The organism is Rhodohalobacter sp. 8-1, assembly GCF_038150125.1.
Classification (GTDB): Bacteria; Bacteroidota; Rhodothermia; order Balneolales; family Balneolaceae; genus SW132.
Map to the genome: position 1 here is coordinate 1 of NZ_JBBVMF010000001.1, position 21,402 is coordinate 21,402.

General features: G+C 43.0%; 18 protein-coding genes. 10 read left to right on the forward strand and 8 right to left on the reverse strand.

Going from position 1 to position 21,402, the window contains the following annotated elements:
* From AABW11_RS00005 to AABW11_RS00015, 3 genes are all read left to right on the forward strand, one after another.
* The coding region (locus AABW11_RS00005; RefSeq protein ID WP_340102433.1) for a hypothetical protein at window positions 1-204 on the forward strand (204 nt) is incomplete at its 5' end.
* A gap of 123 nt (window positions 205-327) precedes the next feature.
* Entirely contained in the window at window positions 328-489 is a 162-nt protein-coding gene (locus AABW11_RS00010; RefSeq protein WP_340102434.1) for a DUF1328 family protein, read from the forward strand.
* A 689-nt stretch (window positions 490-1,178) separates the two neighbouring features.
* Window positions 1,179-1,373 (forward strand): hypothetical protein, encoded by a 195-nt coding sequence (locus tag AABW11_RS00015; RefSeq protein WP_340102435.1) that lies wholly within the window; start codon window positions 1,179-1,181, stop codon window positions 1,371-1,373.
* Between the two features lie 170 nt (window positions 1,374-1,543).
* On the opposite strand, the gene AABW11_RS00020 is transcribed toward AABW11_RS00015, so the two are convergent.
* Window positions 1,544-4,171 (reverse strand): Ig-like domain-containing protein, encoded by a 2,628-nt coding sequence (locus tag AABW11_RS00020; RefSeq protein ID WP_340102436.1) that lies wholly within the window; start codon window positions 4,169-4,171, stop codon window positions 1,544-1,546.
* Between the two features lie 331 nt (window positions 4,172-4,502).
* Here AABW11_RS00020 and AABW11_RS00025 point away from each other — a divergent pair, with 331 nt between their 5' ends.
* The 5 genes from AABW11_RS00025 to AABW11_RS00045 all read left to right on the forward strand — a co-directional run bounded on the left by AABW11_RS00025 (window position 4,503) and on the right by AABW11_RS00045 (window position 7,330).
* Window positions 4,503-5,450 (forward strand): YqaJ viral recombinase family nuclease, encoded by a 948-nt coding sequence (locus AABW11_RS00025; protein ID WP_340102437.1) that lies wholly within the window; start codon window positions 4,503-4,505, stop codon window positions 5,448-5,450.
* Window positions 5,447-5,899: a phage replication initiation protein, NGO0469 family gene (locus AABW11_RS00030; protein WP_340102438.1), complete on the forward strand. Its 453-nt coding sequence runs from the start codon at window positions 5,447-5,449 to the stop codon at window positions 5,897-5,899. The genes AABW11_RS00025 and AABW11_RS00030 overlap by 4 nt, the downstream gene beginning before the upstream one ends.
* A 291-nt stretch (window positions 5,900-6,190) precedes the next feature.
* Complete coding sequence (locus AABW11_RS00035) at window positions 6,191-6,403, forward strand: hypothetical protein (protein WP_340102439.1); 213 nt, start codon at window positions 6,191-6,193, stop codon at window positions 6,401-6,403.
* Window positions 6,404-6,505: 102 nt separating this feature from the next.
* Entirely contained in the window at window positions 6,506-6,931 is a 426-nt protein-coding gene (locus tag AABW11_RS00040) for a hypothetical protein (RefSeq protein WP_340102440.1), read from the forward strand.
* A 204-nt stretch (window positions 6,932-7,135) separates the two neighbouring features.
* Window positions 7,136-7,330 (forward strand): hypothetical protein, encoded by a 195-nt coding sequence (locus tag AABW11_RS00045; RefSeq protein WP_340102441.1) that lies wholly within the window; start codon window positions 7,136-7,138, stop codon window positions 7,328-7,330.
* A 35-nt stretch (window positions 7,331-7,365) separates the two neighbouring features.
* Here AABW11_RS00045 and AABW11_RS00050 read toward each other — a convergent pair whose 3' ends face one another.
* Window positions 7,366-7,815, reverse strand: a complete 450-nt coding sequence (locus AABW11_RS00050; protein ID WP_340102442.1) for a response regulator — start codon at window positions 7,813-7,815, stop codon at window positions 7,366-7,368.
* Window positions 7,816-8,389: 574 nt separating this feature from the next.
* Here AABW11_RS00050 and AABW11_RS00055 point away from each other — a divergent pair.
* On the forward strand, window positions 8,390-10,663 hold the full coding sequence (locus AABW11_RS00055) for a PAS domain S-box protein (protein ID WP_340102443.1): 2,274 nt from the start codon (window positions 8,390-8,392) through the stop codon (window positions 10,661-10,663).
* 554 nt (window positions 10,664-11,217) lie between these two features.
* The gene (locus tag AABW11_RS00060) at window positions 11,218-11,661 is read left to right on the forward strand and encodes a JAB domain-containing protein (protein WP_340102444.1); all 444 of its coding nucleotides are present in this window, start codon (window positions 11,218-11,220) and stop codon (window positions 11,659-11,661) included.
* A gap of 503 nt (window positions 11,662-12,164) precedes the next feature.
* On the opposite strand, the gene AABW11_RS00065 is transcribed toward AABW11_RS00060, so the two are convergent.
* The 6 genes from AABW11_RS00065 to AABW11_RS00090 all read right to left on the reverse strand — a co-directional run bounded on the left by AABW11_RS00065 (window position 12,165) and on the right by AABW11_RS00090 (window position 20,695).
* Window positions 12,165-12,764, reverse strand: a complete 600-nt coding sequence (locus tag AABW11_RS00065) for a hypothetical protein (protein ID WP_340102445.1) — start codon at window positions 12,762-12,764, stop codon at window positions 12,165-12,167.
* A gap of 489 nt (window positions 12,765-13,253) precedes the next feature.
* Window positions 13,254-14,213 (reverse strand): NmrA/HSCARG family protein, encoded by a 960-nt coding sequence (locus AABW11_RS00070; protein WP_340102446.1) that lies wholly within the window; start codon window positions 14,211-14,213, stop codon window positions 13,254-13,256.
* Between the two features lie 192 nt (window positions 14,214-14,405).
* Entirely contained in the window at window positions 14,406-15,866 is a 1,461-nt protein-coding gene (locus tag AABW11_RS00075; RefSeq protein ID WP_340102447.1) for a T9SS type A sorting domain-containing protein, read from the reverse strand.
* 656 nt (window positions 15,867-16,522) lie between these two features.
* A complete protein-coding gene (locus tag AABW11_RS00080; RefSeq protein WP_340102448.1) occupies window positions 16,523-16,756 on the reverse strand; it encodes a hypothetical protein in 234 nt (77 codons plus the stop codon).
* A 410-nt stretch (window positions 16,757-17,166) separates the two neighbouring features.
* Complete coding sequence (locus AABW11_RS00085; RefSeq protein ID WP_340102449.1) at window positions 17,167-20,199, reverse strand: immunoglobulin-like domain-containing protein; 3,033 nt, start codon at window positions 20,197-20,199, stop codon at window positions 17,167-17,169.
* A gap of 7 nt (window positions 20,200-20,206) precedes the next feature.
* Complete coding sequence (locus tag AABW11_RS00090; protein ID WP_340102450.1) at window positions 20,207-20,695, reverse strand: hypothetical protein; 489 nt, start codon at window positions 20,693-20,695, stop codon at window positions 20,207-20,209.
* Window positions 20,696-21,402 lie beyond the last annotated feature (707 nt).

A 21,402-nucleotide genomic window follows, 5' to 3' on the forward strand; every position in this document is an offset into this window, starting at 1 on the left:
CAGCACTCCGGCCGTGTGTTTTACGCCGGATTCAAGGGGGGTCAGTATAGTCCGGAATATCCACTTGTTCAGCTTTTTAAAAGATCCGGATCAATCCTGGAGGCAGCTGACCACCAAACCGCCCTATCAACTGAACTTATTCGGTTAAACGAAGTGGTTCTGTCTGATATGCTGCTAAAAAAAGTGGCCTTATACCTCCATTAGCAAGGTTTGAACAGAAGTATTAGATTTTAACCGGACAATACTGATAAATCATAACACTCATTATTGATACATAATATATATTTTCATATATAACACATTGTACTTCTAATAAAACAAAAAATTATGCTACGATTGACTATCACGTTCTTAATTATAGCCATTATCGCTGCAATCCTCGGATTTGGGGGCATAGCAGGTGCAGCTGCTGGAATAGCTGAGATTCTCTTTTACGTGTTTATCGTTCTCTTCCTTCTCTCCTTGATTTTTGGCAGAGGTCGGGTTTGACATTTTCATCCTGTCAATAGTTCAACATCCGTAGAATAGAATCAAACTGTTGGATCCAAACATAAACAAAGATCGGCGAAAGAATTTATCAATTTTCAACTATCTTCAAGTGTTGGATGAAAAGTAGTGTCAGGGTCTACGTGCCTCAGGTTTTCACGAGCAGATACATTCTATCTCCACATGCTTGGTATAGATGAAAAAATTATATTCGCACGGATTTATTCACAGAAAGTCAAAAAAAAATAACAGAAGCACAGTCTCGACTAAGGTGTTTGACTCCGAATAAAGAGACTGTTTTCAAAAGTATTCAGGTGAACTATTTCTTTCTGGAAAACTCCCCTCCGGTTTCAGGCCTCAGACCCGGTTTGCCTTTTTTATCAACTACTCATACCAGAATATTGGCGGAGAGGCTCCAGATCGTACATGATTCCGTATCTAAATTCGACACTGGAAGCGACTCGATTCCACCCCTATCCCTAAGCCGCTGATATTCTTTGAGTGCACGATCTGTATTTCCTAACACAGCGTAATCCTGACCCCGTTTAGCAGGATCTTCCACTCCCTTAGTAAAAAAGCAGCTGAATATGGCTTCACAATGAGTAAGGGGCTTCTTAATTCAAAAGTTGATCACCCGGATTATCAATGTGACCATACCGCACAGTGTGCCGCACTTTGTAAAAAGCTTGGTTATGAAAATTTCGGATTACTTTATGACACCTAAAACTGTTAAGCCCCGGAAGGCCTCTAAGAAGAAAAAAAGCCGTGAAGAACAAGCCAAGCTTTACCGAAAATTATTGGACTCAGGTAAGGTTAAAAGCAGGGCTGCTATTGCCCGTAAGTTTGGAGTGAGCCGGGCATGGGTTACGAAGGTTTTATCGTCTTAGCTTCCTCCATAATTGTCTGACTCATATAATCCAATGCCTCTTACGCATCTAATGTGGGATCTTTAGCCGTTAAGATATAGGACGATTTGGGTATCGATGGTAACGCCCGACAGATTCCCGGCTTTATTACTTATCCAATTAACCCAAATCGCTATTCTAAAATTTAAACCCTATTTAACCAGCATTAGCTTCTTAGTCATCACAAAGTTACCTGCCGCTATCCGGTAGATGTAAATGCCCGTTGCAAGTTGGCTGGCATCGAAGTTTACGGTATGTACTCCGGCACTTTGGTGTTTACTTATCAGCGACGCTACCTGGCGGCCCAATAGGTCGAATACCTGAAGGTTGACATTTTCCGCTTCTGGCAGACTGTATTTAATAGTCGTGCTGGGATTGAAAGGATTAGGGTAATTCTGCTCGAGTGAATAATGTACCGGCACTTGGCTATCACCGTCAATAGAAACAGCAGAAGTGCCTAACCCAGTCATTGTCAGCAGCAGTGTATCAGCTGAAGCGTTAGTTTTGAGAATCAACGCATCTTCGTAACTTTCGGCATTCAAAGGAGAAAATCTTGCTATTAGTTTAACTGAATCCTGAGCAGCGACTTCAGAATTCAACATTTCAACTGAAAACACCTCACTATCGAGAGTTAAAGCGTCAATAATTAATGGGAGGTTCCCGCGGTTATATAGCCATATATCTACATCAGATGACTCACCAACAATAACTTCACCAAAGTCATGAGTTCTCTCCGATAGCTCAGCCACTGCTCCGACTCCCGATCCAGATAAGGGTATTTCGCTCATGCCCAATTCATTTATAAATACCTGCAAGGTATCCCTATAAAACCCAATCTGAGACGGCTGGAATGAGATCAACAGGTTACTGCTTGAATCAGGCTTGAGTACGAACGGCTGAAACTCATAGATAAACTCCGCCGTTGATACTTTAACTGAATCAATACTTAAAACTACGCCACCACTATTTCGAATGATCAGTGTATCCGTTTTTTGATCTGTAAGGAAAGTGTCTCCAAAGCTTAAACTATCCGTCGAAAAAGCTACACCAGGCTCCGGAGGCGGATCCGTAAACCCTGTACCATTGAGTGCTACGGATAGAGTATCCGAACCGGAATCCACAATTAGCTGTAAATCCTTGCTATAGCCAACTGCTTCAACCGGTGTAAATGTCGATGTGACGGCTAAGGAGTCGAATGCCGGGATTAGCTCTGCAGGCAGCTGGGAACCAAATACCTCACCCTCTAACAGAAGCGCATCTAATGACAGGGCTAAATTTCCTTTGTTGTACAGCCAGAAGCCTTTTTCAGAAGTCTCCCCTACCTTAACATTTCCAAAATTTTGGGCGGTTACCTCCAGCCCGGCTATAGCCGCTGCACCTCTGCCATCCAGCGAAACTACCATTGCCTCCATATCCTTGACGTAGACCCGAAGGCTGTCGTTATACTCCCCGATTTGGTCAGGAGAAAAAGTGGCTGCAATGCTCAGCGAAGAGTCTGGTTTTAGAGAAGTAGACTGTAAATCGACGCCAAATGCCATATTCGATGTCACAACAGAATCTACCTGGATATCGATAACCCCGGTATTTGTCAGCGTTACGGATTCTGCTTTGTTACTTCCCGGCTTAACATCGCCAAAGCTGATTGAATTTGTAGAAATCGAGGCACTTGGATCTGCAAACCCCGACCCATTAAGTTCAACAAATAGTGTATCCGAACCGGAATCCACAATTAGCTGCAAATTCTGGCTATAGCTAACTACATCGGCAGGCGAGAAAGAGGTCGTCACAGCCAAAGAGTCGAATGCCGGGATTTGCTCCGCAGACAGCCGGGTACTAAACACCTCGCCCTTCAACAGAAGTGCATCTAATGACAGGGCTAAATTTCCTTTGTTGTACAGCCAGAAGCTTTTTTCAGAAGTCTCCCCTACCTTAACATTTCCAAAATTTTGGGCGGATATCCCCAGCTCGGCAATAGCCGCTGCACCTCTGCCATCCAGCGAAACTACCATTGCCTCCATATCCTTGACGTAGACCCGAAGGCTGTCGTTATACTCCCCGATTTGGTCAGGAGAAAAAGTGGCTGCAATGCTCAGCGAAGAGTCTGGTTTTAGAGAAGTAGACTGTAAATCGACGCCAAATGCCATATTCGATGTCACAACAGAATCCACCTGAATATCGATTACCCCGGTATTTGTCAGCGTTACGTATTCTGTTTTGTCACTTCCTGGCTTAACATCGCCAAAGCTGATTGAATTCGTGGAAATCGAGGCAATTGGGTCCGGCATAGTCAGGCCTGTAGCAGTTATGGGTAGTGCGAAACTTGTGTCGGTCTCGAACCCGCTATAAATAAGATAGAGGGTGTCAGAAAAGATATCTTCTGAATTTGGTGAAAACGTGACCTCAATTTCAGACGTACCATTTTCCGTTAATGAAACTTCCGATACATCAGCTGAAAATACATCTCCATTTTCAAAAGCTAACGCATAATTTCTGTCGACCGGCAACGTATGATTCAGTTCAATTGTAGAAATCTCAGATCTTCCTACATATGGAGTATCAAAACGAAGGGTATCCATCTCAGCAGATATCCATGGCTTATTGTATCTGGCAGTAAATGAGATCCGTTTTGTGATATCGAAACCATATTTATCCTTTACGTTTACATCTACGTAGAAAACACCTTCTTTTATAACTTCCACGGAAAGGCTATCACCAAATATGTTGAGATTGGCATAACCTTCATTTAAAATCTCAACCGAATGAGTGAGTTCTCTGGCCATCTGAACATTGAAAAGAGCAATAGACGTACCATCTCATCCGGAGTTCGAACAATCGAACTTATGGAGCTCATATAATGCGGCAACCGAAGCCCTCAAGAGCTCACCACCACAGTCAATGGTGCGCAACCACAGCAGGCTCCACGCGCTTACTGAAGACCTCTATCTGAATTAGCCGATGAAACACGCAGAAAAAGTTGCACGAATGATAGGAGAAGTCTGTAAACGAGCCATAGTCTTTGCAATAATTAAATGGCTTGAAAGCAACCATAAATCAAAGAAAGGCGGCTCCTAACGGGGCTGTCTTTTTTCATGAACATAAAACCAAACACCTATGAATAGCATATCAACAAAAGACCTCTCGAAAACCGAGTGGTGTAATCTTAGAAATTCGTTTGCGGGGGGAAGTGACAGTGCAGCCATTTTGGGGAAAATTAAAACCTATAAAACCCCCTATATGGTCTGGCTGGAAAAGACTCAGAACGTCAGCTTCTTCCAGGGGAATGCGTTCTCTAGTTTTGGAACACTTTTCGAACCAATCTGTAGGACGCATTTCAGTGAGATGATGAACCTAAAGGTTACAGAACCCGACGAGATGTTCATCCACCCGGAGTATCCCATGCTGTCTGGCAACGTCGATGGATTGATCCACGACGAGGGCAACCTTGGCTTGGGAGTCCTTGAGATAAAATGCACGACCACTCACAGAATCGCACCTCATGAGTTAGCTCAAAATATTCCAATTGAATGGTATACACAGCTGATGCACTACATGGGCATTCTGGATATAGAGTACGGCTTCTTACAAGTGTACTACAGAGACATATGTGAGTTTGCAGAGCCTGTATTCGTTGAACGAGATGACGAGCTCATCAAGGCAAATAACCGGCGCCTGAGTCAATGGTGGAAAACATTTGTGGAAGGTAACACACCACCTCCGCCCTCAACCACGGACGATCTACTCATTAAGCATCCGGACTCTCAAGAGTCTCAGATTGAAGCCTCTACCCACATTCGCCAGCGGTATAACATGCTGCTGAGCGTTAGAGAACGCATCGACGGGCTGAAGGAGCTTAAGAGCAGCATCGAATTTGACCTGAAGCAGTACTGCGGTGATCACCAGGCCATAACTGCGGATGGCAAGCCATTGCTTACGTGGAAGTCCTCTACCCGGCGGAGTTTTAACTCCAAGCAATTCCGAAAAGACTACCCCGAGTTATACGGGAGATATCAAAGCGAAACCCAAACCAGAACCTTAAGATTAAAACAGGATAAACTATGACACTAATCATAAATGAAAAATCAACCAAAACCGACCTGGCCCCAAGCGGGCTGCAACCGGCCGTCTGCGTAGACTGCAGGGATTTAGGCACAGTTGAAACCAAATTCGGAGATAAGCAGATGATTCTGCTGGTCTTCGAGATGGCTGCTACCAATGATCAGGACGACCGGTATCTGCTTCAGAAGAGATATACCAAGTCTCTTCACGAGAAGTCAAATCTCAGAAAAGACTTGGAGCGCTGGAGGGGACAGCCATTCAAACAAGAACAGTTGGCCCGAGGATTCAATTTGGAGAATGTGGTGGGTGTGCCTGCTATGATCTACGTGGAGCACAGAGAAACAGACCGAGGCACTTGGGCTCATGTGGAAAGCCTACTTCCGGCGCCGGATCTTCAGCTTGAACCGTCTGGCAGGTACGAACGGTCAAGAGAATCTCTTCAGGAATCATGAGAGAGGAAAATCATGGTGAGCTTATATAGCTACCGTGATTTTTTAGGGGCGAATTTATGATTCCATCCTGAAAGTGATTCTACAGTAAATGTAATCTGTCTTTTTGGAGATGAAGAGAGTCTGTGTAGTATTAAAGATATCTAACTGGAGATTAAAGACTGATTTAAGTAATTAACTGCACCAATCTATGTAGCGATATGCTGGCGCAAGATAAAATTGAGAACAGCATATCGAACTTAGAAAACAGAGGATCACATCAAATGAGCAGTCTAATCTTAAATAAATCGTATCATGAGTAAATTAATAAAAGCGTTAGGTTTAATTTTAATTACTGGAGTTATTGCATTGGGCTGTGAATCCATAACGGATTCTCAGATTGATAACATTGAAAAGAAAAACCAAGTTCTTGCCCTAGAAGCGGATAATGCGGCTGATAATAAAACCGTGGGATCAGAAGCCAAGAGCCTTGGTAACGTTACGCTGAATACCGAAGTTTCTTCCTGAGATATTGGAGACGGCAATCCTAACGGTGAGTTTGTCACCGCAGAGGGACAAGGTGTTGTCATCGGACTCCGCGCCCTGGAGCGCTTTGAAGGCTTGTTGGGCGTGACTGGCGATAATGGCAATCGTGTTGGAGTTTATTCAGCGCCCACTGGTATTAGCTCCGGCACTAATAACGGAACCTGGAATTACGACTGGCATGTCGATCTTTCCGGAGCAACCGGCAAGGCGAAAGGCAAAACCCTCAGTGACTATAAACTTGTTTTAGAGCAGAATTTTACCGAACAAAGTCTGTTTGGAGCTTTGGGATACGATCCTGTTGAACTTCCAATGGTGAGTGGGATATGTGATTCTGATTCTTTTGATGCCGATAATTTATGTCAGCAGTCATGGAATCCAGGATTTGGGAATTCAGATTATGATCCGAATGTGGAAAGAACCTATAACCTTCGTCTGGTTTTAACTCCGGAAACATTTAACGGCCAACCGCTAGCCGTAGCTATTAGAGTGAACGTTCAGGATGCTGACTAATATTGCAAATCTTTAACGATTACAAGCCCTTATCCAATCGATAAGGGCTTTTTTTATTTACTTTTCCTATAGAAACGACACTATTTGAGTAATTAAATCTGCCGAATTCGAAAGTGAAGTCAGTATTAGGATATTGTATGGATTAACCACCAATCATTTCTGAGTGAGATCCGATGTTCTTTAAAATCAAATAACTCCCTTCCCATGTGCGGACGCTACACGTTGATTGAAAACCTGAAGGATTTAGAAGAGTGGTTCGACGCGGATCGAGTGGAGCTGGATGAACTTCAGCCGAACTATAATGTGCCCCGAGTCAGACGGCGCCTGTGGTGGGTCAGAATGAGGATGGCAGGCGATCCATTTTTTAGGGCTTTAGAAATTATGGATGAAGCGCTTTGATTTAATGATCATAAGTTGAAGACAGGCCAAAAAGATTACTTTTTTCGTTTGGCGGTGATATCGTCTTTATTCGGATGAATACAGGCCACCCAATATTTAACGATTGTTTCAAGCATAGCCGACTGACCTTCAATTGATTCCGGTTTTTTAAAAAATCCCTGAACCCGATATTGATAGGCTTCCAACACGTCCTCCCTGACCGGATGACCACTCGCAAAGATAAAAGGGATCGATTTTTGGCGAAGATACTCATCCCTGTCAATTGCTTTTTTGAATTCCATACCGTTCATGCCAGGCATGTTCATGTCAGAGATGATGAGAAATATTTCATCTACGTTTTCTTGAAGATGGTCAAGGGCATCCCGGACATTGTTAAAATAATCGACCTTTATACCCCAACCTTTATCTTCAAGAGCATCATTAAGCAGCTCTTTTTCATACTTTTGGTCATCAACAAGGATAATTTTCCCTTTTACTTTCTTCATCTATTCTGATTTAACTTTACTGAAAAACATAGTTTAAGTTTAGGTTATGAATGTAGTTAATTCTATAGTTTTTTCATCCTAAAACTTGCTTACCCAAAATAGTCTTTCCGAGAGAGAATCCCCCTAAAAGGTCAAGTAAAAGCTTTGATTCGGAAATGAGTTAATGACCATCTGATAGAAAGTGATGCTATACTCCGGAACAGCCATTCACCAGCGGTCATAATCTGGCGGACAAGCGCTCGAGTCGGAACTTTAGGAGACGATATGATATGTGTTTATTCTATATAAGATACTGGACAAAATGAGATTAAATTATAAAAATTTGCTATTATAACTAAGATTGAATTCTCGTTCAATTTTTGAGATGGTGCCTTTGATGAATGATGCCGCTATTCCTAAAATTCGGGAAAGTGAAAAATGAAAAACTCAAAACTGATTTTATATATGTAAACTTTCAACTGACTGAAGATATAAGTACATATAGTATAGCCCCCCACCAGTGAAGTTTCCCGGCACATATGTTCGTGCCAATGCAGCACCAAATTGGAAAAGAAAAAGCAGGGCCAAACGAATAATGAAAGAGAATAAAATCAAGCTGGATATTGCATCGAATGAAACTGATTTAAATGCATTGAAGGGCCGGATGATATCGACTCTGAAAACGGCATCAAGCATGTGTGAAACAACCACATCTTTGGTTTACATACATGAGGGATCAGATATCAAAATATTGGCATCTAATGGGATCTTAGATGAAACTATCGTTTCCGCTGTCAAAAAGCTTACGGGTATGTTAGAATCTGGTAATGGCTTGCCGGTCATTCAAAATGTTAGGGAATATGGACAAGCCGCCTCCCTGCTGTCTGAATTGGAAAAAGATAAGATTCAATTTTTTGTCAAGGCATCTTTGAGAAATGAGACCGGAGACGAGATTGGAGCTTTTTGTATCTGTGATACCAAACCTCGTGCGCTCTCAGATGATCAGAAGCAACTGCTTCGGGAGTTGGCCGACGGAGCGAAGGATCAACTTTTGATCTACAAACAGTCGGTGTTGCTGAATGAGAAAAGTAAAAAACTGAAAACCTGTTCTGCTTTACTTAAAAACTCAGCAGATCTTTCATTCCTCCTTGAGCCTGAATTGGGAAAAATAACGGATGTAAGCAAAGGTGTGGAGAAAGTGTTGGGATACTCACCGAAGACACTCAAAGGAAAGCCATTTGCCACTATTGTGGAGGCAGGTGAGCTCGAAGGTGAAACAATAGACCAATGGTTTTCGACTGAAAAACAATACAAGGGCCGTTATACAACATCGATTCGGCTTATAGACAACCAAAACAAAAAAAGATGGTTTCAGTGTAATTTCTCGTCTGATAAGAATCAATGGTACGTGACGGCCAGGGACATCAGCGATAAAAAAGAAGCGGAGGAGGGGGTTTATGAGCTTCAAGATAAACTTAAAAAAATTGTATCGGTTGCGACAGACCTTATCTATGAACTGGATTGGGCGTCGGGGGACCTCTCCTGGGGAGATGAGTTAACGGATGTGCTCGGGTACCCGCATACGGAAAAATTTGTGGATTACGACTGGTGGATCGACAAAATTCATCCCGATGATCTTGAGCGGGTGATTCATGATGTGGCTCTGACGATGGAAGAGAGTGGCTGGAAGACGAATCTTGTCTATCGGATCAGAACGTTTGAGGGAGACTATAAACATGTCATGAATCCCGTCTATGTGGATCGCAATCAAGACGGCACGCCGGAAAAAATCATTGGAGCCATTGTTGACGTAAGTGAATTGGTGGAATTAGAAGAGGAATCACACAGAAATAAGCAACTGCTCGAAGAACTCGCAGATAAAGCATGGTCAGCTATATGGATAAGAGATGATAGTGGAACGTTTGTATTTGCAAATGATAAGTTCAGATCACTGTTTGGATTGTCCAGGAAAAAGGTGGTAGGTAAAAATGTAGATGACCTTTTTAATGATGAGCTGGCAAATCAGTTTAAAGCCAATGATCAGAAAGCACTGGAGTCGAGTGATCCTGTTGTTTTTGAAGAGAAGCTCCAATTAGATGGAAAAGTGAGATTTTACAAAACAAATATCTTCCCGATTAATGGTGTTCCGGGAATGGAAAATGTCGTTGGTGGGGTATCTACTGAGATTACCGAAGAAAAGGAAAGCAAGGAGATGCTTCAGCGTTCTCTGGAAGAAAAAAATATTTTGCTTGCAGAGATTCATCACCGTGTAAAAAACAATCTTGCTGTTGTATCGAGTATGATGTACCTGCAGGCCTATAAAGAAACAGATGAACGGGTTCAACAGAAACTATATGACAGTACCGGTCGAATACAAACAATGGCAACGATACATGAACTGCTTTATCGGTCTTCAAGCTTTAAAAATCTTCGGCTCGATGAAAATATCGAACAATTGATCGACAATATTGTCAATACCTACAATATTTCCATAGATCTGGATGTATCGTACGATATGGAGCCCATTGAGCTGAATATCAACGATGCAATTCCCTGCTCACTCATTGTAAACGAGGTTGTTACAAATGTTATGAAGCATGCATACGATAACGGGGAGTCAGGAATCCTGGATGTTTCCCTTATTGAAGAAGATGAAACAGTGACGCTGAAAATCCGAGATAATGGTAAAGGTCTGCCAGAGGATTTTGATGCAAAAGAAGATGAAAGCACTCTTGGGATGGAGCTGATTCGGACTCTTACAAAACAACTTAAAGGTACCTATACATACAGGTCACTGGACCGAGGGGTGGAATTCAAGCTTTTATTTGATAAATCGGACAGAAAAGGTATGGGTTCAAATTTAAAGTGAGGGCGGATTTAACGGACTTGCATTCCGGTTTACAAGTTTCAGGTCGGGTGGTCGCTGTTCTTCTTTTGGGTTGACGGAGTTATTAATTCGATTTCACGATAACGCCAAAATTTGACAAAATCACGCTTTTGCAAAGCCCTCGTTTAGTTTGTGAAGCTCCAACCTAAACGGCCACACATCCATACAAGTAACCTGCCGCTTCAAGTATCCCAGGATGAGCAGTAGTGTGGTGTCAATGTTGCTAATCTGAAGCTTTCCGGCGCTTCGGCAAATATGCTCATCGCTGGTGTCTCTTCTACCTCCTCAACCGCGCTGGAGGTGTCCTTGCACGTTTGCAAGATAAACACGGCGGCAATTACCACCCCCAAAATGAATAGAATACGGTACAATCGGCTCATCCAACGAATCTATAGAAGCCGCGAAAGACCTGCAAGATGCATAAGAGAATTTCAATTGTAGCTGATGGTGTTCATCAGGCTCAAAATGACGCACTTCTGGGTATAAGAATAGTGATGGCATTAAAGCCTCATTAATCTTAACCAACCCATAAACTCATGCCTACAGTTGCAGAAATTACACTATCCTACAAACCAGCTAAACCCGTCAGCGAACTCCCTTGCATTACCTGCCCGGAGGACGCTGCTGCCTACTGCCACTCCATTTGGGACGACGATCTATTAGAGCTCAGGGAGCAATTCATTGTTGTCCTTCTCAATAACCAGAAGCAAGTGCTTGGGTGGCATCTGATTTCTTCCGGTGGTGCAACGGCTACCATTGTTGAAATAGCGGCTATCTACCAGGCGGCTTTGCTCGGCAATGCACATTCGTTGATATTTTCACACTCACACCCCTCATCCAACCCGAGGCCATCCAATGCTGACATTAAACTTACTAAGCGTGCTGTCGATGCAGGCAAACTTCTTGGTATTGCCGTGGATGACCATATCATTCTCTACCGGGGCGGATATACCTCCTTTCGAAACAAAGGGCTGATATGACTTAAAAAAGAGGGCGTTGCGCTCTTTTTTTAAATTCAACGCGCTGGGAGGGTTCTAAAATTTTGGAGAAAAAAAATATCAGGATCGCTTTTTACCAACTCTGAGAGGAAGTGGGGGGTGATCAGGTTTAATTCAGTTTAGCATTGCGATCGCGACCCCACGGGTCCCATGAGTGATATGGGGGGTGGTTTTTTAAATTTCTTAAAGATTTTGTTTAATTCACTTTTTTAACAAAAAAAGCCCACCGCAACTGGTGGGCTTTTATTTTAGTTTAATAGAAGACAGAATATATTATCCATGCTGTGTTCCATAAAATCGTTCTCTCACGATTTTGCTATCTTTCCACTGCTGCGTAACTGCTCTTTTATAAACTGGATTTGAACTGCCTGATGAGATTTCTGAACGGCTTACGTTTAGTCGATCAGTGAAAAACTATGAAGAAAAGATAAGAACCGCCTGCCTGAAAATTGCAGGCGGCTTATTTAAAAACCGACTCCTTTTTCTTAAAAAGCGAAGTCACAGCTTACTTTCGGATTGTAAGCAGCAAACATTCCGGACGGGTTGTTGCGCCACAGCCAAACGTGCAGTGTCCACGAACCAAGTGGCCCAACATGTGGACTGTTATCAAAACCCTGGCCGAACAGGAATGGCTGGTCTCCCTGTACAGGGGCACCACCCACCGTTTCAGGCTCACCAAAAGGAACGATGTACTCAACTGCGACCAATCGTAACTTACCATTTTTTTGTGGCTCGTAGAGGAGTGCTTCAGGTTTGAGAGGTTCATGAATCCCATCACCAAGATATTCAGAGTTGCCGTAGTGATACCCCATACCTCCAAGATCCGGATTCTCGACACAGGGGGAAAGAGGTATAAACCAGCCGTCCTCTGCCGCAATTTGATGGTCATGATATGGAGCGGTGAGGCGCCGGACTTCTGCTAACTGGGCGGCTACCTGCCCGCTTATTTTAGCACTTTCAAGGCCTGCTGTAAAAGCAGTTGTTTCAGAATTACTGAATTCTGTTTCTTCTGATGTCGTTGGAAAAGATGACTGTTCACATGCGGCTGCCAGCAATATCAGTGGCAGTATTAATGATATAGACAAATAAGAACGTCTATGTTGATCTGTTTTATTCATTGTTTTAATCTGGTTTTTTAAATTTATAATAAAGTTAATTTTTATTTCTGTGCCCGAATTACGTATGCTTCTACATCTGATTTACCAATTCGGATTTATGGTTCACAATAGTTCACCATTGCATGATTCTTCGTATTCAAAGAATCGATCATCATTATGTCAGGTAAAAATCTATTTTTATAAATAATTTGATATATTTTTTTCCTTCTCCCCGGTTTGACCAACCGCATGTTATTGATTAGATATGTTTCCTTCTTGCACCTATATGCATTTAACTATTAAGATGTTGAACCCGATACACTGCGCGTAGCTATTTTCTCTTGCATTTAAATTTGTCTGTGGGCTCCGTTCAGTTAAAGGCGGATGATCAACGTATTATTTTACGTTTCACTACTCCATTTCAACATTTCTTCGCACACAAACAAACTTAATGCTAAAAAATCATGTCTATTCAAGTTATGCCACTTCCGGTATTGCGAACAGTGATTTGTTTTTAGCAAGCCACTGGTCAAAATTTTGCAAAGCAGGATTTAATTCCTTTGAAAGGGTAACTTTTCTGGGTTTGATAAAATCCTGGTTGAAATCACGCTGGAACTGGAACATATTCCCAATATCCTCTGCGCCCGGGAATCCAAACCCGCGATACACTTCCGGTGACACTTTGTTATAAACGACTTCTTGTCCGAGCAGGCGGCTGAACCCATCGGCCATTTCGGCACCGGTTAAGTGCTCGCCGGCAATCCCGATTGTTCTGCCGATGAAATCTTCGCCTTTTTTGAGAATACCATAGGCACACTTACCGATATCTTCAGAAGCGATACCGGGAAGCTTCTTGTCACCCATCGGAAATGTAATCGCCAATTTACCATCAGGTCCGGGTTGTGGCCCCATTCCAAACATGATGAAATTTTCCCAGTAAAAAGACGTGAGAAAGAAGGTTGTGGGAACATTTCTTTCCTTAAAATAATCGTTGGCCTCGCCTTTGGCATCCGTGTGGGGAACCTTGTATTTACCCATTAGCGTTGGCATTTGATCATCCTCAAGTGAAATCCAGTTGCGACTATCTTCCAATGTGGACCAGATGACATGTTTCAGACCCGTAAGCCGGGCAGCTTCCGCCATATTTTCAGCTTGTTTCAACTCTTTTTCCGGAGACATATGATCCCAGAAAAAGGTCACACAATAAGCACCATAGGCACCATGAAATGCTTTTTTTAAACTTTCGAGATCATCAAGATCAGCCTCCACAACTTCAGCGCCAAGAGACGTGAGTGCTTTGGCTTTATCCGAGTTCTTATCTCTTGTTAAAGCACGAACACTAAATTCGCTGTTTTGATCATTCAGGATTGCACGTACAAGACCGCCACCCTGCGCACCGGTAGCACCGGTAACTGCGATTATTTTTTTAGTTTTCATTTTAATTGATTTTTAAGTGTTTACATGATTTTACTTCAGTATGATTGATTGAAAATTGATTCTCCATAGAATTCATTGTCTGCGAATAGTTTAGACAAGCCTGTGCACCATTTAATTTTTTTCATCTCTTTAAAAATCAGCCCGGCATTCCTGCCGGGATGATTTCTCTCTGTTTAAGCTTCTTTTCTGAATCTATTTCAAAAGCGTAACCCGTCTCGTCTCCTGAAATTCCGGAGCCTCCAGGCGGATGAGATACACACCGCTTGAGAGTCCGGAACCATCAAACCGTATAGTATGATTTCCTGCAGGGTATCTGCCGTTTACGAGCGATACGACATCGCGTCCAAGCATATCAAATACCCGGATCGAAATATCACCCGCTGTACCCAGCTGAAATGGAATGACCGTGGACGGATTAAACGGGTTGGGATACGCATTCCCGAGACTGAAAGAAACGGGTTTTACTTCATCTCCAATTGAAGTTGAGGCACCGCTCCATTGTAGTATCAGGCGGCCGGTAGTGACTAGTTCAGCGACAGATAATGCTTTGTTGTTTTCATCGGCAGCCTGTTTTTGAAGCACGTATTTCAAATGACCCTCTTCATTGTACTGAAACTCTTCACCAAAATCGGGAATCAATTCTGCTGCTTCAGAGTCTTCAGCTATGTATAGCACTAACTCATGAGGTTTATTATCCTGGAATGTTATTCTGATTTCAGAAAATGTAACCCATTCTGATTCATAAGCTTGCCCCGATATTATTTTTCCAGTAATCTCTCCCGGCCATGTATATTCTGTTTCAGTAACCTGTCGGCTAACATCTACCCATTGACTTCCATCCCATGCCTGTTCCGTATAATCAGGGAAAAGCTCTGCCAGTGTAAGCAAAGAGCCGGTTTCAACGACATTCATTTCTTCAGTGAAGAGAGAATACATTTCATTGATGCTGAAGTTCTCAAAAATTTGTCGTTCTGAATTTATCCAATCCGTACCGGTAAAATCCTGGTACGTCATGTAAAGGTCATTTTCCTGTTCGTCAAGAATAAATCGTTCGTACAGAACCCATTCATCAATTCCATCCCATGTACTTGACTCGCCACCTGTTAATTCCCCGTTAGAGGAGGTAAACTCAATTCGTTCCTCATTCTCCCATGACATGAAATCTCCATTCCAGAATTGATCAACCGTTTCAGACAATAACACATCATCTCCGACCTGCTGATAGGCAAAAAGGGTTCTGTAATCATTTACATACTCCTCTTCAATGACCATTTGGTTTGTAACCGAGAGCAGCCTGTCGTTCTCATAAACATAAACCTCCCTTGAGTCAATCTCCCAATCGCTTCCCGCATCCCATTTATAATAGTGATGGGTTTCTGTTCTTTTGCCACCTGAGTAGATGAAATCGATTGCGTAATAGGAAGCAAACTCACTCCCGTTCCACCCCTGGTGTTCAACAGATTCAAGAGTTAAGATTTCATTCGATTTGAGCATCGATTGAATCGAGGCCTGATCTACCAAATTGTATTTTTTAGAGAATTCAACTAAAGGGTGAGTAATCTTATGATTGTTTGTTTGCTCATTTTGAGGTGTTCCCGCAAGCGGTACCGTAAACACACAAACAAACACGAATAATAGTATGCTTGTTTTCATTGTAGTGTAATTAGAATTATAAGTAGGAAAGCGACTTATCTCTTCTCTGAACTGTTACTTATTACAAACCTGGCAGCAGGGTGAGCATTAAATCGTACAAAAATTACGAAACTTTAAAATTCAAGTTACATTCCCTGAATATTAAATTTTTCTTAGAATACTCATTGAGCTAAATAATATGTGAAGAGCAGACTAATTTATATCGGAAATTTTGAACTCAGGGAAGATCAAAAACAGGGCTGCTATTGCCAGGAAATTTGATTAAACTGGAAATGGTTACGAAGGTTTTGTCGTCTTAGCTTCCTTTAAAATTGTTTGAACCATATAGTGCCATGCCTGTTCATCATTAAGAGTGGAAAGCCGAAAATTAAAATCTCATACAGTAGCATAATTTCATTAGTCTGCTGTTGGGTAGACTCTTTACGCTGGAATGTCAGGTTTTGGATGGACCCAATGGCTAAATCACAAATTTCGTTATCCAGATATTTTGGTTCTTTCATTTGAAGAAACTTCACCTCTTTTCGGACATGATGCTCAAGCTTAGGCACTAAAGATGAAATCAGATCTTCATCAAATAACTCCCCTATCTTTTTACAGCTTGTTACATATTCGTAATGTCGCTCAGGATTATACGGGTCTTTGGCCTATTGGCAGATCTAGTCCAGAAATTGCTGGAGTGTATCCTTTTTATCCACGTCATCAAGAACTTCCAGCAAACTATAGAGAAAGTCATATCTCTTGTGATTAAACTGATCACTATCTGAATTTCCAGCCGCATCAAATAACGAATCCTTAATCTTTTTCAGAGAGTGTTTCTGTGGATTTTTTTTCTTCGATTGCGAGTGCGATTTCAGAGAGAAAATTACCTGATTCTTGGAGAATTTCATCATAACTATTTTTTTCAGACATACATTATTGACTCACAAATTATATGTTATATCCAAATATAAAGTTTCTAGAGTGTCATAAATCATAAGTGTGCCCCAAAGTGAAACAAATGAGTAGTTTCGTAAGGGCTGGCGTTCTGCGCCAGGCGGAAATCAACCGTTAAACCGGTGACATCAAACGCATCATGGGATGAGCTAATTCCTACTCAGAGAGCATGAAAAGGCCAATGGAGAATGGAAACTAGTGAACTATCCACCCACAATCTATAATCTCAAGTGGAGTAATAAGCGACCGCATGGGATCGTTTTTTCTGCTTTTTCGTATTAATTAAGAATTCTGAAATCAGTTTTACCTCCTTAGAAGAAGTGAATACCCGATCAATGACCGGATACTCACTTTTATTGTTTTTATATCACTTCAACAAGACCATAGTCTTTGAAGCCCGAAAATTACCAGCAGTTATCGAATAGATATATAACCCTGATGGTAGACTGCTAGCATCGAATTGTGCCTGGTGCCGTCCTGCTTTCCGGGTTCCATCCACCAATCGCATGACTTCCTGACCAAGCATATTAAAAACTGACAAACGTACAGAAGCTTCTTCCGGCATCATATATGGTATGATTGTAACAGGATTGAATGGATTCGGATAGTTCTGCTCCAGCCCAAATTCTGTTGGCAGCTCCATGTTACTTCCGTCATTAGCTTCATTCAAATCGTTGAAATCTGATTCAAGCGATCCGAGTGAAGCCGGACCATCACTCTCTACAACTGCTTCTGCAAAAACGGGTTCACATCCTTCAGAAATAACTTCGTAGGCCGGGTCATCAGCTTCGGCGATACTTCCCGGACGCTGGCTAATTGGAACATGGACCTCATGTGTTGCGGTTCCGATATTTCCGCTGGCGTCCATCAGTTCCAGATGAAGGGTGTACACACGTCCGTTGCTGTTTCCTGCACGTTCGGCTCGAAGCTGAACGACATCGCAGGTTTCTCCGACTATTATATCTTCAGGCGTATTACCGTCACCGTTGCCATTGGCATTTTCCGGCTCGTCGCTCGTAATTTTTACAATTGAAATATTCTCGGGGGTGAGTGTTTGATCACAAGCGTCCTCAACTTCAATGTCGAGGTCGGCAAGTGACAAAATTCGATACTCATGATTTGGACTCCAGAGTACTGTAGCCGGGCTGTTTACCGTGATTTGCGGAGGCGTCGTATCCTCGACAATTACCTTACGCTGAACCACTGTAAAATTTCCGCTGGCATCGGTTCCGGTATAGTCGACAAGGTACTCGCCGGTCTCGGATGTGTTAACGTCCGAGGCATCGATGACCAGTGCCGGATCAGCATCACAAAAATCGGAGATATCTACACCCAATTCGTTGTAGCTATCCACGCCGCATTCGAGGATTAAAGGATCATCGCCGAGCAAGGTGATATCAGGAGGCGTAGTGTCTTCAACAATCACCTGACGCTGAATCAGAGTAGAGTTTCCGTTTGCATCGGTTCCGGTATAGTTGATGGTGTACTCCCCGGTTACGGATGTGTTAACCTCCGGTGCATCAATGACCAGTGCCGGATCAGCGTCACAAATATCTGAGATTTCAGCACCAAATTCTTCATAGGAATCGACTCCGCATTCGAGGATCAATGGATCATCGCCGAGCAAGGTGACATCAGGAGGTGTGGTGTCTTCAACAGTAATGATTACTTCATCCGTTTCAAAAAGGCCCTGTGAATCTTTGACAGTGAGGGTAACGACATGCACGCCAATTCCCAGCGAAACATTGGGGTTCACACCGGTGGCAATCTCTTCACCGCCAGCGCTCCAGGAATAGGTGAGCATATCACCGTTGTCATCAAAGGATCCCGAACCGTCGAGCGAGACAGCGGCCACTCCAAAATTATCACATTCAAGTGTCTGATCGGGCCCCGCGTCGGCGACCGGCGCCACATTTACGATTTCTGCGATAGCCATGCGCAGGTTCGGAAGCGGACCAATATGTTCACTGGTATCACCCCCCTGTGGCGTGCCTGTATTTTTTAAAATGGTGGCAATCTCATCGGCTGAAAGCACGGTGCCATTTGCCTCCTTATTGATGCCTTGAAGGTTCAACACCGCCCCTGATACGATCGGAGATGCACTCGAAGTTCCCCCGAAATTGCGACGATACCAGAAGTCATCGTTGCCAGTGTCATCAGAGTTGGTGTAATGGGTGCCGTAACCTGTAGTCATTACATTCTGGCCCCAGCCTTGCAGATCCACCCGGCTTCCATAGCTTGAAAAACCAAGACGTTCACGGGTCGTCGAGCTCCCGGCACCAACGATGATGGCCCCTGAATCCTGAACGTCGCGGTCGAAGCGCCCGCCACAGCTCTCCTGATCGAGATCCACACCGCCGTTACCGGCCGCCTGTACCACGATAAAACCTGCTGCGGTTGCATTTACAATGGCATCGTAGACAGAAGTAATCCATTCCGTAGGTCCAAGTCCCTGCTGGCCAGTTGAACAAGATTGGTTGCAGACACAGGTTTGCTGTTCAATGAGGATGACGTCCCCGGCATTACCGTCAACTGCTGCAAGAGCGATTGCATTAGCCGGGTTATACCCGAGGTCACTGGTATTAGCGGGTGCGAGGCCTCCGTCAGCTCCCCATGATATACCTGTAACACCTTTATCGTCGTTGTCGGCAATTAGTTCTCCCATAACGGCGGTCCCGTGATTCGTGTCGTTAAAGGGATCGGAAGAGGAATCACCGGAGTCCAGTAGTAAACTGATGCCGGACAATTTGGAAAGGTCTTCATGCGACTGGTTCCAGGAATATTCAACGTCATAAACAGTGAAACCGGCTCCATTACCGCCGGGAAAATCCCAGGAGTAGAAGGCATCGATGCCATCCGGTGCCGGTTCCAGATAGCCTTGTAGGTCTTCAAAAAGCGGAGTTGTCGCGAGCTTAAGGGAGGGTGTTTCTTTTATTTCCCCGGGAAAAAATGGTGCCGGTACAGGGACGGCTGCTTGTTCGGCAATTTCTATATAGGGGAGTGACAGAAGACGGTTGATGAAATCTTCTATATCTGTATCCTCTTTTACAATAATGCGATACCAGGCTTCAAGCGCGGGTATTCTGCGTTCAGATCTCAGCTGACCTCTTTTGCGTATTTCACGCAACCGATCGTCACTGGCAGAAAAAAGTCGTTCCACCCTAACCATGGACCGGCGAAGATCAGATGACATAAGCTGGCCACGTGCCTGGGGCATGGCATCTTCAGCAAAACGAACCTCGATCGTAAATTCCGGATCGAAGGTGCCGGGACGCTGAGCTTCAGCAGGTGTGGTTACGAATAAGATGTGAACGGCCAGAGCCATTATTGCAGCTAATATTGTCGCTACAGGAAGACGAGACAATGTTTCACACGGTATTGAATCATTTGTTTTATTCATTTTAATTTTAATTTTGTGAAGTTATTGGCCTTGTGGTGGCCAGCATGTGGTCGAAAATTTCGTCATAATCACTTTTGGCATAAAGTCGGAATTCCGCGATATGGCTATTAATATCTATGAAGGCAACATATCTCTCGGTAACTGCTGCCGGGTCCCTCTTAAGGACGGAAATCGGACCGAGTCGGGAATCAACTACCCGAAGGGTGTCATAGGTGATATGAACGGGAAGCGGAGGGGTCTCTACCGGATCGTAAACAACAATTTCGATTATTACATCGCCATTATCAGGTGGCGTAAACAAAACGACATGCTGTTCTTTTTGAGTGGTAGTCCATTGTGCCGGATACTCCAATGTGAAGACAATTTCACCATCATAACGGTATGTATTCCATTCTTGACTGTCTGAAGAAACTGTACATGATGACAAGAGGGTCAGCGAGAATACGATGCCCCATTGAGCCTTCCATATATATTTATTCAGTGTCTGAGTCTCCATGGCGGTAAGCTTATGTTTTCATTTATCCTGCTAGACTTCTAAATGGGTCAGTATTTTAAAGATGAGCTATCCCAAAAAACCTGGTCTCTTTCTCATTTATTGAAGCTGAAGACATCCCCTTTGCTATAATGCGCAAAAAAAAATTATTAAGTATCATTTTTTTTTAAAAGTTAGTCTTTTGGACATTGATCATTTAACCGTGCACGTGAAAGCCTATTTTAATCAGGAGATAATATGCTTGTTTTTCTCATTAAGCTATATTATCTGATTCTTATATTGAATAAATCTTTTTTTCAAGAAAAATAAGAAAGTATTATTTCCAACTTTGAAACCAGTCCTAAAGTGAATTTATGGAAGTTCTTTTTGCTTAGCTCTAAGTATGAAAAATATTTCGCAAAGCTTCAGCGGGTAATGTCCGGGATTCCGAGAAAGATCAAACCACTGAGCTTATTCTTTTCAAATAAGGATGGCAGAATCGTTAGCTGTAAGCTCTACCTCAGTTACTTTATAGATTTGGAATCAATTAATTGAAAAAAAGGCTTCAACCTGTTAAGATTAAGCCTCTTAAAACGGATTCTGCTTTTTCCTATAGGTGCTTATACTGTCATTCATCTCGCCATACGCCGTTCTGATTCCATCCCCTGTTGACGCAAAGTCTATCGTGTCTTTTGAATCAATGCCTATTCTTGCAGCTTCCGCAAACGCAT